At 34.8% G+C, this 15,471-nt stretch carries 17 protein-coding genes and 1 pseudogene; 9 read left to right on the top strand and 9 right to left on the bottom strand.

Translation table 11 applies throughout. The features are described 5' to 3' along the window. The first annotated feature begins 14 nt into the window (after positions 1-14). Positions 15-1,466 carry a replicative DNA helicase gene (locus tag ABWU72_RS06225; RefSeq protein ID WP_015589094.1) on the top strand — a complete coding sequence of 484 codons (1,452 nt, stop codon included), beginning with the start codon at positions 15-17 and terminating at the stop codon, positions 1,464-1,466. Positions 1,467-1,551: 85 nt separating this feature from the next. After that, on the top strand, positions 1,552-2,853 hold the full coding sequence (locus ABWU72_RS06220) for a hypothetical protein (RefSeq protein ID WP_231115862.1): 1,302 nt from the start codon (positions 1,552-1,554) through the stop codon (positions 2,851-2,853). Between the two features lie 73 nt (positions 2,854-2,926). Here the strand turns inward: ABWU72_RS06220 and metG are convergent, their stop codons facing one another. Then, positions 2,927-4,564, bottom strand: coding sequence for a methionine--tRNA ligase (metG, locus tag ABWU72_RS06215; protein WP_155968348.1), 1,638 nt, complete (start codon positions 4,562-4,564; stop codon positions 2,927-2,929). Between the two features lie 139 nt (positions 4,565-4,703). Between metG and ABWU72_RS06210 the strand changes: the two genes are divergently transcribed. Beyond that, positions 4,704-5,144, top strand: a complete 441-nt coding sequence (locus tag ABWU72_RS06210; RefSeq protein WP_155968346.1) for a TrbC/VirB2 family protein — start codon at positions 4,704-4,706, stop codon at positions 5,142-5,144. Positions 5,145-5,155: 11 nt separating this feature from the next. Here ABWU72_RS06210 and ubiG read toward each other — a convergent pair whose 3' ends face one another. Continuing rightward, complete coding sequence (ubiG, locus tag ABWU72_RS06205) at positions 5,156-6,331, bottom strand: bifunctional 2-polyprenyl-6-hydroxyphenol methylase/3-demethylubiquinol 3-O-methyltransferase UbiG (protein ID WP_015589098.1); 1,176 nt, start codon at positions 6,329-6,331, stop codon at positions 5,156-5,158. Between the two features lie 195 nt (positions 6,332-6,526). Here ubiG and ABWU72_RS08215 point away from each other — a divergent pair. The 4 genes and pseudogenes from ABWU72_RS08215 to ABWU72_RS06185 form a co-directional block, all read left to right on the top strand. Beyond that, positions 6,527-6,613, top strand: a pseudogene (locus tag ABWU72_RS08215) (WPE palindromic element domain-containing protein); the annotation flags it as partial. Between the two features lie 617 nt (positions 6,614-7,230). Beyond that, on the top strand, positions 7,231-8,970 hold the full coding sequence (gene dnaG, locus ABWU72_RS06195) for a DNA primase (protein WP_213863576.1): 1,740 nt from the start codon (positions 7,231-7,233) through the stop codon (positions 8,968-8,970). A 237-nt stretch (positions 8,971-9,207) separates the two neighbouring features. After that, positions 9,208-10,290, top strand: coding sequence for a Fic family protein (locus tag ABWU72_RS06190; protein WP_353283980.1), 1,083 nt, complete (start codon positions 9,208-9,210; stop codon positions 10,288-10,290). 201 nt (positions 10,291-10,491) lie between these two features. Continuing rightward, positions 10,492-11,574, top strand: coding sequence for an efflux RND transporter periplasmic adaptor subunit (locus tag ABWU72_RS06185; protein ID WP_353283979.1), 1,083 nt, complete (start codon positions 10,492-10,494; stop codon positions 11,572-11,574). Positions 11,575-11,674: 100 nt separating this feature from the next. Here the strand turns inward: ABWU72_RS06185 and ABWU72_RS06180 are convergent, their stop codons facing one another. The 7 genes from ABWU72_RS06180 to ABWU72_RS06150 all read right to left on the bottom strand — a co-directional run bounded on the left by ABWU72_RS06180 (position 11,675) and on the right by ABWU72_RS06150 (position 14,170). After that, a complete protein-coding gene (locus ABWU72_RS06180) occupies positions 11,675-11,839 on the bottom strand; it encodes an IS3 family transposase (RefSeq protein WP_010082072.1) in 165 nt (54 codons plus the stop codon). Next, positions 11,832-11,993, bottom strand: coding sequence for a DDE-type integrase/transposase/recombinase (locus tag ABWU72_RS06175; protein WP_010082071.1), 162 nt, complete (start codon positions 11,991-11,993; stop codon positions 11,832-11,834). The genes ABWU72_RS06180 and ABWU72_RS06175 overlap by 8 nt, the downstream gene beginning before the upstream one ends. Positions 11,994-11,996: 3 nt before the next feature. Next, positions 11,997-12,344 (bottom strand): IS3 family transposase, encoded by a 348-nt coding sequence (locus ABWU72_RS06170; RefSeq protein WP_213863475.1) that lies wholly within the window; start codon positions 12,342-12,344, stop codon positions 11,997-11,999. A 71-nt stretch (positions 12,345-12,415) separates the two neighbouring features. Beyond that, on the bottom strand, positions 12,416-12,718 hold the full coding sequence (locus tag ABWU72_RS06165) for a transposase (protein WP_353283978.1): 303 nt from the start codon (positions 12,716-12,718) through the stop codon (positions 12,416-12,418). A 79-nt stretch (positions 12,719-12,797) separates the two neighbouring features. Beyond that, on the bottom strand, positions 12,798-13,112 hold the full coding sequence (locus ABWU72_RS06160; protein ID WP_010962526.1) for an FtsB family cell division protein: 315 nt from the start codon (positions 13,110-13,112) through the stop codon (positions 12,798-12,800). A 49-nt stretch (positions 13,113-13,161) separates the two neighbouring features. Next, positions 13,162-13,290, bottom strand: coding sequence for a type B 50S ribosomal protein L36 (gene ykgO / locus ABWU72_RS06155; RefSeq protein ID WP_006279631.1), 129 nt, complete (start codon positions 13,288-13,290; stop codon positions 13,162-13,164). Positions 13,291-13,339: 49 nt separating this feature from the next. After that, positions 13,340-14,170: a pyruvate, water dikinase regulatory protein gene (locus ABWU72_RS06150; protein ID WP_006280267.1), complete on the bottom strand. Its 831-nt coding sequence runs from the start codon at positions 14,168-14,170 to the stop codon at positions 13,340-13,342. A 135-nt stretch (positions 14,171-14,305) separates the two neighbouring features. On the opposite strand from ABWU72_RS06150, the gene ccmC reads away from it, so the two are divergent. Next, positions 14,306-15,016, top strand: a complete 711-nt coding sequence (ccmC, locus tag ABWU72_RS06145) for a heme ABC transporter permease CcmC (protein ID WP_010962525.1) — start codon at positions 14,306-14,308, stop codon at positions 15,014-15,016. An 8-nt stretch (positions 15,017-15,024) separates the two neighbouring features. Then, complete coding sequence (locus tag ABWU72_RS06140) at positions 15,025-15,441, top strand: GNAT family N-acetyltransferase (protein WP_083250453.1); 417 nt, start codon at positions 15,025-15,027, stop codon at positions 15,439-15,441. The last annotated feature ends 30 nt before the right edge of the window (positions 15,442-15,471 follow it).

The raw sequence follows: 15,471 nt of genomic DNA, 5'->3' as shown, positions 1-15,471 counted from the left end.
TCTCAAAACTTAAAATGAATGAATTAGCCAATCTCCTCAGTTCAAGAAGTGTAGACAAGGAAATATGTAAATTACCGCATAATCTAGAAGCTGAACAGATGCTTATTGGTGCAATGATTCGTGATAATAGAATCTGTGATGCAGTTGAAGACACAATTACAGCAGAAAATTTCTATGATCCACTGCATCAAAGTATTTTTACGCAAATATCTAAAACCAGGAAACACGGTATAGTTGCCAATGAACTGAGCCTCAAAATGTTTTTTGAGAACGACCAAGCGTTTACCGAATGTGGTGGGGTAGAGTACTTAGCAAAGCTTGCAGCGAAGGCAAGTATTGCACTTGATATTTATAGTTTGACTAGAATAATCCGTGATACTTACTTAAGGAGATGTTTAATCAAGCTCGGGCAAGAAATAGTTGGTGATAGCTACAACTACGATATTGAAAATCCTGCACAGGCGCAAATTGAACAAGCAATGACAAAATTGTTCAATTTGGCAGTAAAAAAACAAGGTGAGAAAACATATATAAAACTTGCAAGTTCAATTAAAGATGTAGTTGAGAAGATCAGCACACTGAAAAATAATCCAGAAGCGCTAGGCGTTACAACCGGACTTCAAGATCTAAATCAGCTTCTTGGTGGTCTACAAAAATCTGATTTATTAATTTTAGCTGCAAGGCCTTCTATGGGTAAAACAGCATTGGCGCTAAACATCGCACTTAATGCTTGTAAGATGTTGCAAAAAAGAGCAGATAAGCAACACTATGTAGCGTTTTTCTCGCTTGAAATGTCAGCAGAGCAATTAACTGCAAGGCTGATCACTATAGATTCAGGAATTAGTTATTATAAGGCATTAACCGGGAGAATTAGTGATTTTGAATTGCATGAATTTATCAATACTAGTACAGAATTATCTGAACTGCCTTTCATCATAGATGACACCCCTGCGCTATCAATTAGTGCCCTTCGCACCAGAATACGCTTGCTGTATCAATTATATAATGTAGAAGTGGTATTCATTGATTATTTGCAGCTAATCAGAGGAACAACAAAAAGGAGTAATGAAAATAGAGTGCAAGAAATCTCGGAAGTGACGCAGGGTTTGAAAGCAATTGCAAAGGAGCTAAATATTCCCATTGTTGCACTATCTCAGCTCTCTCGTTCTGTTGAGCAGAGGGATGATAAAAAACCACAACTTTCTGATTTACGTGATTCAGGGAGCATAGAGCAAGACGCAGATATAGTAATGTTTCTCTATAGAGAAGAGTATTATGAACTAAGAAAACAGCCAAATGAAGGAAACAATAAACATCGGGAATGGCAAGAGAAAATGGAAAAAATTAGAAACATTGCAGAGCTCATTATTGCAAAGCAGAGAAATGGACCAATTGGCAGTGTGAAGCTATATTTTGACTCTAACAGAGGTGCATTTAAAGATTACACGGAAAGGCATAGTTCATAGCTTGGCAGCAATCTTCTTGTTCCCAAGTTTATCAAATTTTTTTTATGTAAAGATAGCTTGACAACTTCTTAAAAATCCTTTTATAATGGTATTATATTTTATAATACGTGAGATGATGAATAAAAACAATGTACCCTATTATATAGCTGGAACTCTGGCTACTTTCACTTTATTAGCATCTGGAGTGTTTGCTGCAGCTCCTTATATTGGTTTCTTAGCTCCAGTTGCAGCATTAAGTGTTGGCCTTCCATTTATTATTGGTGGTGCTGTATTTTCTGCTGTAGCTATTGCACTTTCGTATGCAGCAGTTAGTAAGAACAAAACTATTTCTGAGTTAAAAAATGAAATGAAAGCTCAAGAGCAGGAAATTTCTGAGTTAAAAAATCAAGTACAAACTCAAAAGCAGGAAATTTCTGAGTTAAAAAATGAAGTAAAAGCTCAAAAGCAAACAATTTCTAAGAAAGATGATCAACTCGCTAAGCAAGTGGAAGAGATAAAAGGTAAAGGCAAAACTATTGTTGAGCAAAAAAAACTTATCACAGAAAAAGATAAAAAGATAGAAGAAGACGCATTAAAAGTAGCGGTTGTTGATAATGCTGTACATGGTTTGAACACTGCTGGGAACGCATCGTATCGGCTTGTAAAAGAAACAGTTAATGGTGTTTTGTATTCTAGCAAATATATTTACAATCATATACCATCAACTAAGTCAGTGAAAGAAAAGCTTAGTAATGCTTCTAATGCTGTTGGAAATAGCTTAAAAGGTGTTTATAATGCTATGCCATCAACTAGAATAGGATTTTCATGGGTTTCAGAAAAATTTTCATCATACTGGGATAGTGCTAAAAACTTGATGTTTGGTAATAAGGCAGATCAAGCAAGTGGTGCTAGTCAACTTTCAAGTGAATCTCAAGGTAATGGTATTGTTATTCCAGAGGGGGCAAAGCTAGAGCTTTCTCCAATATTATTTGATTTTTTGTTTAGAGAAAAACAGAAGATGGTAAGGCAATTTTTAAGAGAGCAAACTGATGAAAAAAAGAATGTGGCTACACAAGAAAATTTAAAAACTGAGACTCCTAGCCAGGAAAATCAGATGAATATTGATAACGTTCCTAAGCAACCTGATCATTTAAATGTTGATGCTGCTAAAAGGTATTTAATGAGTCTTTCTGAGGATCAGGATGTATTTTATGATGCAGAATCTGGTGATGAAAAAGGTACTGAGATTTCTAGCCCAGAAAGTCAGCCAACTAAAGAAGAAAATGGTCAAGGCTGGTTTGCATGGAGCCTAGGAAAGGTTAAGTCGGCAATTACTGAAGTAGTAGTGATAGGTGCTGATGTTACTAAACCATATTGTGCTAAAGTAACTAAGGCACTTGCCACCTAACTTGAATATGTAGACAGCGGTGTGCACCGTTGTTAACTAAAGATAATCCCATCCAGGAGAAATAGTTTTTACACTATTTCTCCTCTTTAGCATCAACCCTCAAAAAAACCGGCGTAGGTTTAGGCAGCGTAATGCCTAAGCTTACGCATGCGTTGCACAGAGATTTTAAATCTCGTTGTTCTTTCGGAATTTGCAGTTGATCAAGTATCATTTCCGCTGACCTCGGGACAATTGGCTGCAATAAAATGCCTATTATCCTGATATATTCCAGTAACTTGTAAATTACTAAATTCATGCGCTCTCTGTCAGTTTTGCTTAGTGTCCAGGGTGCACTTTTGTCTATGTAGGCATTTGCTTCAGAAGAGATGTTGATGATTAGAAGTATGATATGGTTAAATTCATACTTTGATAGGTGATTCATCACTTGATCGAGTATAGCTTTGCAACCTGGAAGACTTTCTTCACCTTTAAGTAGGCTTTGATCGATTGTTGGTACAATTCCAGAACATTGCTTGTGTAAAAATGAAATTGTTCTTTGCACTAAATTGCCTATGTTGTTTGCCAGTTCTGAATTTATCCGGCTGATCATATTTTTCTTACTAAAGTTGCCATCTTGGCCGAAGCTTGCTTCCCTGAGGAGAAAATAGCGTAGCTGATCAACACCAAACTCTTGAGCGAGGCCAATTGGATCTATGACATTACCAAGGGACTTGGATATTTTCTCTCCCTCGTTCAACCACCAACCATGAACTGCAATTTGTTTTGGCAGTGGCAGGTCTGCTGCAAGGAGAATCGCTGGCCAATATACAGCATGAAAGCGCAATATGTCTTTACCGATTACATGAACGTTGAAAGAGTTGTCAGCTAGGTTTGCAGCGCTTGACACTGGAATCTGCGTTTTCCCTTGGTTTGGTGTCATTCCAGTGCTTGACACTGGAATCTGTGTTTCTGGTTCTGCCCAAAACCTCTTATATTCCTCACCTTCAGTACTAGGGAAACCTATTGATGTAAGATAATTGGTTAATGCATCTATCCAGACATAGATTACGTGTTTGTCATTACCTGGTACTTTTATTCCCCAGTTAAAACTAGTACGAGAGATTGAGAGGTCAATGAGCCCTGATCTTACAAACGATATCACTTCATTTCTTCTGCTCTCAGGAAAGATAAAACTTGGCTGATTTTTATAGAGTTCCAGTAATTTGTCTTGCCAGTTTGACAAGCGAAAAAAGTAGCTCTCTTCTTTTATCCACTGAACTTCTGCGCCTGTTGGTGCTTTGCCATCTATCAGCTCTGATTCCTGATAAAATGCTTCATCACGAACTGAATACCAACCCGAATAGGAATCCAAATATATTTGCCCTCTCTCTTCAAGTCTATTCCATAAAGCTATAACTGCTTTTTTGTGACGTTCCTCCGTAGTGCGAATAAAATCGTCATACTCAAAATTCATGAACTTAGCCAATTCTTTAAATGAAACGCTCACTTCATCTGTAAATTCTTTTGGCTGCATTTCCTTTGCTTTAGCTGCTTTTTCTATTTTTTGTCCATGTTCATCTGTACCGGTGGTAAATTTGACATTTTTCCCAGCTAGTTTCATGAACCTTGCCACCACGTCACACAAGAGAGAAGTGTATGCATGACCAATATGCGGCTTATCGTTTACGTAATATACTGGCGTGGTGATGTAAAAGTTCTCGAATTGTTCCATGGTTTAGCATTTTGATAAAAATCAACTGAGTTAATTATAGTATTAAAAAGGCAGTAATAAATAAATATTGATTGGGTTAAGCATAATTTTTGAAAAAAGCTATTTACTGAAATTTTATTAAAATAAGAAACAATCAGGCATGATTATTGAAAGAACAATGGGAAATTTTCTTGTAATTCTATTTATAGTTTTCTATGCATTTGATGCACACGCTGATGGAGCAACAGATGTAATGTGTAATGTAATAGGTTACGTTCATGGAATAGGTGGACCAATGATTACAGTGGTAATAATTGGTTCAAGCTTACTTGCAATATTTGGCAGAATGCCTTGGCCTGCACTTTTCGCACTGGGTATGTTTGTTGCTGTGTTTTTTGGTGCTCCTCAAATTGTAACAAAGGTAACAGAAAAAGAAGTTTGTTGTCTTTTTAAAGGTCAAACCTTGGAGAATGGAAAGTGTGTTGCTGCTCCTGGATATGAACGTGTAGGTACAGGTTATGCTTGTCGTTCCGGTTGGGCGCTAACTAATAAAGGCTACTGTATAAAAGCTGGCCAAGATCCTTCAAAGTATTGGAAGTGAAAATGGTGCTTTTATAGAGTTAAATCTAACAAACCGCAGAGTATATAATTAACATCCACGCCTTTAGTTAGATTCCACTCACGCTTTATTACGTTGTACTCCATGCCAGCCATGTTTTGCAGCGTTACATTATTTTCTCTTAAGTGATTTGCAATTTCTGACGGCTTGAGAAATTTATTCCAGTTATGTGTACCTTTTGGCAGCCAATTTAATATGTACTCTGCACCAATTATTGCAAGACAAAAGGATTTAATAGTTCTATTTATTGTGGATATAAAGATTAACCCCTCCGGTTTTAGCAGTTCTATCGCTTTTTTCATGAAAAGCTCTAAATTATCCACATGTTCAACTACTTCCATCAACAGAACCACGTCGTACTTCTTGTCATTGCTTAGCTCTTCAATGCTGGTGTGTATATATTCTATATTTAACCCTACTTTTTTTGCATGTGAATGCGCTACTTTTATGTTTTCTTCACATACATCTATTCCCACAACGTTAATGCCAACGCGTGCCATTGACTCTGACAAAATGCCACCACCGCATCCAACATCAAGCAATGATAATTCTTTCAAATTGCATTTTTTTAACTCTTTTATTTTCTCAATAATGTAAGATACTCTAACAGGATTCATCATGTGCAATGGTTTGAATTTGCCGTTCTCATCCCACCACTGGCCTGCCATTTTAGCGAATTTTGATATTTCATCTTCGTTATAAGTTTTTGTTTTTTTTTTCTTAGAGGTTATATTGCTGAGTTTATCAAGGCGTTTTTTATGTCTGCTTTCTTTTGAAAATTCTGTTTCGAGGAATTGTTTGACTATGTCTTTTGCTAATCCACTCGCAGTAAATCCTGCACCAAGACACAGTACATTTGCGTTGCCATGCTCGCGAGCTAATTTTGCGATTTCAACACTATTACACAAAGCAGCGTAGATTCCTTCAAAACGATTTGCCACAGTACTCATGCCCAAACCTGTACCACAAATTAATATCCCATAATTTGCTTTTTTGCTTGTTATATCTTCTACAACTTTAACAGCATAGTTTGGGTAATCTACACACTTTTGCTTAGCAGTGCAGCCTTGATCTACTACTCTGTAACCTAGGGCTTCCAGGTAAGGTTTTATTTCTGATTTTAATTCATAACCAGCATGATCTGAGGCAATTGATACTATACCTAACATATAAGAAATAAGGACATTTTATATGGGTTTGAACTTTCTGTCAAGTCATTCAATGCTTCTGACCTTTTGGGAGTTCTAAAGCTATAGCTAAGGTTTTCCTACGTCATACCGCAATTCATTCCACAACTGTACGAACATTGTGATTTGAGAATAATCTCCGCCAGGAAGGGTGTCATCCCAGTGCTTTGGCACTGAGATCCAGAAAACTTAATTTTAAATAAGTACACCAGATAGCTGTATAATAAGAACTGGATTCCAGTGTCAAGCACTGGAATGACACCTTCTGTATAAATATTAAGAAATTTACCAAACGAAAAAAAAGGCAAAAGAAGCCCCGTGGTTGGCTAATTACTTACATTATACTTTCAAGTATGGCGTTTTTTTATTCTAAACACTTAATAACCGCGATTTAGCTGCTTTTAAGCCGCAACTAATCTAAATTATAAACGTTAAGAAATTTACTAAACAGAAAAAAAGGCAAAAGAAACCCTAGGGTAGCTAGTTATTCACTATCCATTTTTTAAGTTGGCGTTTTTTAATGTTTTAAATGCTTTATAAGCGTATTTCAGCTTGTGTAGGTAAAAACCCAGAAATTTGATAAAGACATAGAGTGCACATAGTGCAAAAAATTAAACATGAGACGCCAGATACGTGAGTTTTTTTGTCATTTAATCTGTACAGAGAAGATAAATAAATAGCTTCAGTTTCATGATAAGGGCGCTGGCGAGGTTTGTCAAGGAAGTTTTTTGTTTCTGTGGGCTACCTGGATGACAGGATTGCTCTTGAATTTGTATAGCTACATTGTCGGTAAATCTAAATTGCTTTAGTTATAGAAATAAATTTCGAGTCAGATGTGTATAAATTCTATATAATTTTTATCCTACTACTAATTTAACAAGATGGATCATATAGATATTATAAAATCAAAATTATTATTATCCGACCTAGTAGGTAAAAAAGTCAGATTAATAAAAAGAGGAGATAGTTTTGTTGGGCTCTGTCCATTTCATAACGAAAAAACCCCATCTTTTTCGGTGAGCAATACTAAGGGGTTATATTACTGTTTTGGTTGCTTAGCTAGTGGTGATGCATTTGAATTTATTTCACAAACTGAAGGATTAAGCTTTAAAGAAGCATTGGAAAGATTAGCATCGGTTACAGGTGTTGAACTGCCCAAAAGTCTTAGTATTACAAAAGAGAACAATAAACTATTTTTAGCGCTTGATTTAGCTGCAAATTGGTTTGCACAAAAAAATCAAAGTGTTGTAGATTATTTAAAGCAGCGTAAGATTTCACCTAAAATCATAGATAAATTTAAGATAGGTTATGCACCAAGCTCTGGTTTGAAAGAGTATTTAAACTCTTCAGGTATTGAAGACAAAATTTTAATTGATATTGGATTAGTAAACAAAAATTTTCATGATTATTTTTATGACCGGCTGATATTTCCTATACAGAGCATTGCAGGGAGAGTTATTGGTTTTGGCGGACGTGCGCTAAGTTCTGAGCAACAGCCGAAATATTTAAACAGTCCAGAGAGTCAGCTCTTCAAGAAGAGGGAGAATTTATACGGATTAAACTTTGCTTTAAGCGAAATACGTAAAAAACAGCACATACTCGTTGTTGAAGGATATATGGACGCTATAGCGCTACATCAAGCAGGAATTAGTAATGCAGTTGCTCCGCTTGGTACCGCAATTTCTGCAGAGCAGATAAAAAATCTATGGAGATTTGCTAAAGAAATCTCCATCTGTATGGATGGCGATAGTGCTGGACGTCATGCTGCTACTCGAGTTGCAGAACTTGCTCTGCCAATATTAGAGCCTGGATACACGTTAAAATTTGTGACTTTGCCGAGTAATAAAGATCCATACGATATATGTAACGAACTGGAATACAAGAAAGAAGACGTATTGACTGCTCTTGACCATTCAACAAAACTGCATTCTGAATATTTATGGCATCACATAATCGATAGCAATTTGCAAAATTATGAAAAACTTGCTCCGGAAAAATATTCAATTCTTGAGCACAAGTTCATGGAATATGTAAATACTATTAGCAACAGCAGTATTAGAAGGTATTACAGAGATTATTTTTACAATAAGGCTAGTGAACTAAGAAGTAGCTTCAAAAAACAGATTTTTAATAGTAAAACTGGAGCAACAAAAGGTGAGTATCTTCATAACAAATCTCCAGAGCTAATTGAAGCAGAGCAAAATCAGGCCGTAATTTTGCGTATAGCCGTAGAATTTCCTGAAATCTTGAACCGTCCTATATTTTTTGAGCAATTTTCTCATTTTGAATTTACTAATGAGATGAAAAGATTACAACAGCGTATAATTGATGTAATAAGTAACAAAAGCAAACTCGATAAAGAGCAAGAATTAAAACAGTGTAACGTTATAAAGTATGTATTTGAAAAAACTAGTGTACTAAATAGCCAACTGAACGAGAGAAAATCTGCAGAAATTGTGTGGAATAATATAGTGTTACTAAAAGAGTTAAATGCATTACGAAAAGAAAGAACCGAAGCGAGGCTGAGCGGTAATCTTGACTTAGAAGAAAGGTTAATAGAACAAATAGAGCAAATAGAAAGTAGTATACAAGAAATGCAAATGGAGTTTATTGAAAAGTAGATATCGTCTCGTTAGTCAACAAGAAAATTACAAAATAAGACAATATTTTACATAAGATTGAAATTTTTAACTAATTAAGCCTTCCTCTAACAGCTTTGCCCTGTAGTTTTTGATATGGTTAGGATCACTTGAAAATGTATAATTTTTGTAGTTAGCTCTGCTATGCATATAAAGCTTACTATTGACTTTTATCACATTATCTCACATTATCTCACATAATATGCATGTGAGAAGAATATGAACTGGAAGAATTTTCGTCTTAGTACACGTCTCAACCTAGAAAGGCCTGTAATTGAGCAAGTGTACGAGTTAATTACTGCAGTTGATAGTGTTAAAAATAGCTGGCAGATAACGAAAAAACTACTACCACAAACAATTGAAAGATTAACTCATTCAGTTATTGTTACATCTTCTGGCGCTTCTAACCGTATTGAAGGAAATCGTCTAACCGATAAAGAAGTTGAGGATCTATATAAAAACCTACGTGTCAAAAAATTTAAAAATAGAGATGAGCAAGAAATTGCTGGCTACTTAGAAATGCTTAAACTAATATTTCATGATTATACGGATATTCCAATTAGTGAGTCATCAATATTGCACATTAACAACCAGATGCTACTTTATAGTGAAAAAGATTTGTATCATAGAGGAAAATACAAAGCAAGTTCTAATAGAGTTGAGGCAAAAGATCAGAATGGAAAAGTTGTTGGTATAATTTTTGATCCCACACCACCTTACCTTGTTAGAAAGGAAGTACAAGAGCTTATTGATTGGTATCACTGGTCCTTAAATAATAAATTTAAGCATCCTCTTATTATTGTTGCTAACTTTGTTTTTGAGTATCTGGCAATACACCCTTTTCAAGATGGGAATGGCAGAACTAGTAGATTGATGACTAATTTAATGCTGTTGCAGCAGGGTTATGATTTTGTATCTATTGTATCACATGAAAAGATAATTGAAACTAACAAACTTGATTACTATTTAGCGCTTAATAAAACACAAAGTAGCTGGAAAAGTGGCAAAGAAGATATTTCCCCGTGGTTAATATTTTTTCTTAATGTACTCAAAACGCAAGCAAATGAGGCGCATTATATTCTTGAGAGGGAGAATACTGAATATTTATTATCAAGAAAACAATTGTTCTTCTGGGAATGGGCACTTAGCCTTGCAGATAAAGAATTTAGTAGAAAAGATGCTATAGAAGCTCTAGGATTTCCTCCAAGAACAGTAGAGGCAATTACAAAGAAACTGCTAGGGATGAAATACTTACAGCGTCTTGGAGAAGGCAAAGCCACTAGATATAAAGTTATTATTTAAAAGTTTTAGTATGTTTTTCAAGATTTTTTTAAATCCAGTCTTATGCACAACTTTGTTTGCAATTTTATTCGATTAAAAATTGCATTTTAGCAATAAAAAACTTACTTATTGTAGGAAAATCTTGTGTTTGTTCTCATATAAAATTATTTATGGAGTGACAATGGTGCATGTATTATACTTACATTTCTGATTCGAAAATTTATGCAGTTGTTTCTAACAAAATTAGTTAACAAATTCTATTGTTTAAAGATGAGAAATAAAGTAATCATCATTTCCAGTATTGCTTTTATTCTACTGTTTTTTATCAGCAGTGCATTTTTAAAAAAAGATCAGGCGGTTCATAGTGATAATGCAACTAGTAGCTTTTCAGTAAAAACTCAAGAATGTGCGCCGCAAAACCGCACTATATATTTAAATTTTTCTGGTACAGTAAATCCCTTACATAGAGCTAGCCTTGTCTCAAAAATAAGTGGTAAGATTATTGCTATTTATTTACCTGATGGTGAAAAGGTAAAAAGAGATGATGTAGTGTTAAAGATAGAAGATTATGACAGGATTGAGCAAGCTCAGAAAGCCAAAGCTTTATTAAAGCAGCGTGAAATTGAGTATGATTCCTCTCACAAACTGAATAAAAAAGGCTATGGGGCACAAATACAAGTAGAAGCAGCTTTTACTGCGTTACAAAGTGCAAAAGCTGACCTAAAAAGGCTAGAATTGGATTTAGAAAATACTGCAGTCACATCTCCTATAGATGGTTATATTGATAAAATCAATGCAAACGAAGGGGATTTTGTTAATGCTGGGCAAAAAATAGCTGACGTGGTTAATTTCGATCAAATTCTTGTAGTGTTATACGTTTCGGAAAATGAAGTAAATAAAATAGAGCTAGGCAGCACAGCTCAAATTAATTTGCTGGACGGAAAAGAATTGGCAGGTGAAGTAAGTTTTATTAGTAAAATTGCTGAGCCTAAAACTGGGTCTTATAGGGTAGAAGTAAAGGTAACTAATAATAAAATGATATCCTTGCAGGGACTAACTGCCAACGTAAGGCTACCTTCAGGCGAAAGATTTGCATATAAAGTTCCTTCTTCAGCCCTGAGCTTAAGTGACGAGGGTGCTCTTGGAATAAAGATTGTTGATGACAATAATTATGTAGTATTTGCACCAATAGAAATTGTTGATCATGAGAGCGATGGGGTTTGGATAGTAGCAAATAACGAAGATAAACCCATAAAGTTAATAGTATTGGGCCACCTATTTGTTAAGCCTGGTGATAAGGTTTAAGACATAAGATCCTTTGACCTTACCCAGAAAAAGTGGAGAGAAAGTTTGGAATGTTTTTTACAAAAAGAATGATGCATCAAATTGTTCTGGAATGCAATAGTTAATAGTGACGTTGTTTGTTATAAAAAATTTCTATGTATTCAAATATTGCAGTTCTAGTTTGTTGAGCAGAGTGTTGTGAAGTATCAATAAGTATTTCTCTTTTCAATGAGCTAAAGAAGCTTTCTGCAACAGAATTGTCGTAACAACAGCCTTTATTACTCATCTATATTCTTTACAGCTAAGAGATATTGATACCCTTGCGCAGTATATTGTGAACCTTGGTCACTGTGCAGCAGTAGATTTTTAACAGGTTTACGCCTATTAATGGCCATTAATAAAGAGTTCATAACCAATTGTTTATTTATTGCACTACTCATTAACTACCATACGTGAGAATTATTGCTGCCAAATATAGCCATCCCTCCTTGGTTTTGATGTAAGTAATCCCATACTTTATTTGGTTGATCAACAATAAAGTTTTGATCTAGTATATTGGGAGCTACAGCTCTATTATCTGTTTGTTGTTTTTTAATTTTAAACTTTCTTTTCAGTATAGCCCTGATGTCATTTTTCTGCATAATACTTTGCACCGTTTTCAAATTGCAACTTTTACCCAAAGCCTTCAATTCAGCATGAATTTTAGGAGCTCCATATCTACATTTAGAAGCTTGATATATTTTTTGAATATCTGCTAATAACTCTTTATTTGCTGATTCTCTACTGCTTATTTTTCTTGTGGTCCACTTATAGTAGCCACTAGCAGAAAATCCTACATAATTCCTGTACTTTATAGCAGTTACTATATAAAAAAATATTTTACTCTTTTTGACTGGCCAGGGCTTTTTTTAAAATGTCTCTTTCCCTTGTTACTCTTGCTTTGTAAATCAAACCTCTCTTTGTCGTAAGGAGCCATGTTACCTCTACCTGGAAATGCATCTGCTGCTGACTTTTTTTCGTTGTGTTTCTTTATCCATTTTCCTAATACACTATCCCTTATTCCTAGATCTCTTGCTACTTTTGCAACTGGTTGACCTACCTTTCTTTGTTCATTTGCCAGTTTAACAGCTTCCAATTTGAATTCTGCTGTATATTCTCTTACCATTTCTAATCCTCCAAAATTTTATTTTACCCAAAAAAACTCTTTTCTTTCTCTCCACTTTTTCTGGGTAAGGTCACTACTGCTATTCCACGTCAAGAACAACCATAAGTTCATTAGGGTTCACATAACCTAAAGCATTTTTTGCTTGCTCATCAAGCAGATCTAAATCTAAGCTTTTTTCATATAAGCCAAATACTTTGTTGTCCAACTTTTCCTTTTCAGAAGAGACATCCTTTAGCAAAAGTTTATTGTACTCGATTTCTTTTTTTAAATCGATTAACGTCAATAAGCCACGTTTACCTGTAATTGTGCTAATGCTGAAATATAATGTAAGGGAAGAAATGAGTAAGGCTGCGCTTAAACACAGTAACTTTTGCTTCTTTTTAGATATAAGCACCGTACTTTCACATATAAAAAATATATAACATGAAAAGGTGAACAAAAAGCTAAGAACCTTGACGCGCTTTACACCTTGGCTTTACCTTATTTATAATGTAAATCTTACCACCCCTTTTCACAACTTTACAATTTTTATCTCTGTTACGATGAGATTTTAGCGACCCTTTGACTTTCATATCTATAGTAAGAATTAAATTACTTTACATTATAATCACTTATCAAGAGTTAGTCAATTGATAACATTTTATTAAAATATTGTATAATTGTTGCTGATACTTCTTCGATCGACTTTTGCGTGACATCGATAATTGGCCAGTTATTCTGTTTAAAGAGCTCCTCTGCTTCTTTAATTTCCTTTTCTACTTTCTCAGGGTTAGCATATATATTATTATCTTCGTTGTTAATTGAAGTAAGTCTATTTTTGCGTATTTCTATTAGCCTACTTACGTCTATTGTTACCCCTATCGTTAGTTTATTTTTTAATTTTGCCAAGTCAACATAAAAGGGTACTCCACTAACAAAAGGAATATTTGCAACTTTATAGCCTCGGTAAGCTAAATACGTACTGGTGGGAGATTTTGATGTACGTGAAACTCCAACCAAAATTATATCTGCTTTATCAATATCTTGAATATTTTGTCCATCATCATGATTAATAGTGTAGTTTATTGCCTCAATGCGCTGAAAATATTCGTTATTTATCTCAGTATGCAAGTCAAGCTTTTCGTCTTTTTCAATTTCAAGATAAGACGAAATTTCTCTAATAATATGTGATAATATTGCTCTATAGGGAATTTTCAACTTTATACAGTTATCTTTTAGATATTTTCTTAGCTCATCATCAGTAATAGTGCATATAACAAAATTATGCTCATCACTTTTCCTATTAATTTCCTCCAGAATTTTGTCAATCTGCTCTTCTCCTTTTACAAAAGACCAAACATATTCGATCGTTTCTACAGAACGAAAGTGTTTCAGAGCTGATTTTGCAACTGATATAACAGTTTCACCACTTGAATCTGATACTAAGTGTAGATTAAGCTTTTTAAGGGTCATATACTAAAAATAATAGCTAGCAATCTGCTACTGAAATTATGCTAATTTGTTGACCTACGTAAATATAGAAAAACTATCCTGTTGATAAAACTCAAACTAATTGGTAAATTCTTAACACAATTATTCTCAAAACGAATGTTTTTATTAAAGCCTACAAATTTCTCTTATTTTTCTAAGAAAGCTCTACCTTGGCTTGGGGTTATTTGTTTCGCATGTTTTTTAATTGGAATGTCTTTGGCGTTATTCTTCTCTCCAGAAGATTATAAACAAGGAGAAATTGTACGAATCATGTACATTCATGTGCCTTCTGCATGGCTTGCTCTTGGAATATATGGATTAATTGCATCACTTGGTTTCATTTCATTGGTATGGAACAATAGCATTGCTAGTGTCTTGGCACATGCTGCTGCTCCTGCAGGGACAGTCTTTTCGGCAATATGCTTAATCACAGGCAGCATCTGGGGAAAAGGAACCTGGGGCACTTGGTGGGTATGGGATGCAAGGCTTACTTCAATGCTGATTTTATTTTTCCTATATGTTGGCTACCTTTCATTGTGGAGCGCTTTTGATAATGAAGCGAGGGCAGAAAAATCAGCAGCAGTATTTGCCATCTTTAGTGCTATAAATATTCCTATAGTAAAATTTTCCGTGAATTTATGGTCCACTCTCCATCAGCCAGCAAGCATTTTGAGAAAAGGTGGAATAGCAATAGAAAGTTCCCTGCTGTTGCCACTGGTTGCAATGTTTATGTTTTGTGCCACATTTTTTTTAGTAGTGTGGATACTGTATTCACTTTACTTAATTAATTTATATAAGATAAAGAGAGAAATCAGTATGCGGTATTAGGCCGAGAGATGAAAATAGAACACACCACATCACCAAGTAGCAAAGACATTGAATTCCTACTCAAAAAGATTAATGAAGAAACCGTTGATAAAGGTACGTGTAACCCATTTGCTTTTTTTATTCGCGATGATACTGAACAAATTATTGTAGGTTGTAGCGGTTTTGTTATCTATGGTTCAATTTACACTGACTTGCTTTGGGTGCACTCTGATTATAGAAGAAAAGGTATGGGAAAGCAGCTAATGGAAGAAGTTCATGATTATGGTCGTGAGATGCACTGTAAAATAGCAACCGTTGCAACCATGAATTTTCAAAAAGCGAAAGTATTTTATGAAAAGCTTGGGTATAAGTGTGATCTTGTACGTCCAGGGTATGTTAACATGTATATTTTTGAAGAAAGTGTTGTGAGATGCACTGTAAAATAGCAACCGTTGTAACCATGAACTCTAAAATAT

The organism is Wolbachia endosymbiont (group A) of Lypha dubia (assembly GCF_964028575.1).
Lineage (GTDB): Bacteria > Pseudomonadota > Alphaproteobacteria > Rickettsiales > Anaplasmataceae > Wolbachia > Wolbachia pipientis.
The sequence above is the reverse complement of the archived record's forward strand: the minus strand, read 5'-3'. Positions and strand labels throughout refer to the sequence as shown.

Excerpts from the sequence above, each read along its gene's own strand:
- ABWU72_RS06225 (WP_015589094.1), top strand. The coding sequence starts at position 15 with ATGAATGAATTAGCCAATCTCCTCAGTTCAAGAAGTGTAGACAAGGAA.
- ABWU72_RS06220 (WP_231115862.1), top strand. The coding sequence starts at position 1,552 with ATGGTATTATATTTTATAATACGTGAGATGATGAATAAAAACAATGTA.
- metG (WP_155968348.1), bottom strand. The coding sequence starts at position 4,564 with ATGGAACAATTCGAGAACTTTTACATCACCACGCCAGTATATTACGTA.
- ABWU72_RS06210 (WP_155968346.1), top strand. The coding sequence starts at position 4,704 with ATGATTATTGAAAGAACAATGGGAAATTTTCTTGTAATTCTATTTATA.
- ubiG (WP_015589098.1), bottom strand. The coding sequence starts at position 6,331 with ATGTTAGGTATAGTATCAATTGCCTCAGATCATGCTGGTTATGAATTA.
- dnaG (WP_213863576.1), top strand. The coding sequence starts at position 7,231 with ATGGATCATATAGATATTATAAAATCAAAATTATTATTATCCGACCTA.
- ABWU72_RS06190 (WP_353283980.1), top strand. The coding sequence starts at position 9,208 with ATGAACTGGAAGAATTTTCGTCTTAGTACACGTCTCAACCTAGAAAGG.
- ABWU72_RS06185 (WP_353283979.1), top strand. The coding sequence starts at position 10,492 with ATGCAGTTGTTTCTAACAAAATTAGTTAACAAATTCTATTGTTTAAAG.
- ABWU72_RS06180 (WP_010082072.1), bottom strand. The coding sequence starts at position 11,839 with ATGAGTAATAAAGGCTGTTGTTACGACAATTCTGTTGCAGAAAGCTTC.
- ABWU72_RS06175 (WP_010082071.1), bottom strand. The coding sequence starts at position 11,993 with ATGAGTAGTGCAATAAATAAACAATTGGTTATGAACTCTTTATTAATG.
- ABWU72_RS06165 (WP_353283978.1), bottom strand. The coding sequence starts at position 12,718 with ATGGTAAGAGAATATACAGCAGAATTCAAATTGGAAGCTGTTAAACTG.
- ykgO (WP_006279631.1), bottom strand. The coding sequence starts at position 13,290 with ATGAAAGTCAAAGGGTCGCTAAAATCTCATCGTAACAGAGATAAAAAT.
- ABWU72_RS06150 (WP_006280267.1), bottom strand. The coding sequence starts at position 14,170 with ATGACCCTTAAAAAGCTTAATCTACACTTAGTATCAGATTCAAGTGGT.
- ccmC (WP_010962525.1), top strand. The coding sequence starts at position 14,306 with ATGTTTTTATTAAAGCCTACAAATTTCTCTTATTTTTCTAAGAAAGCT.
- ABWU72_RS06140 (WP_083250453.1), top strand. The coding sequence starts at position 15,025 with ATGAAAATAGAACACACCACATCACCAAGTAGCAAAGACATTGAATTC.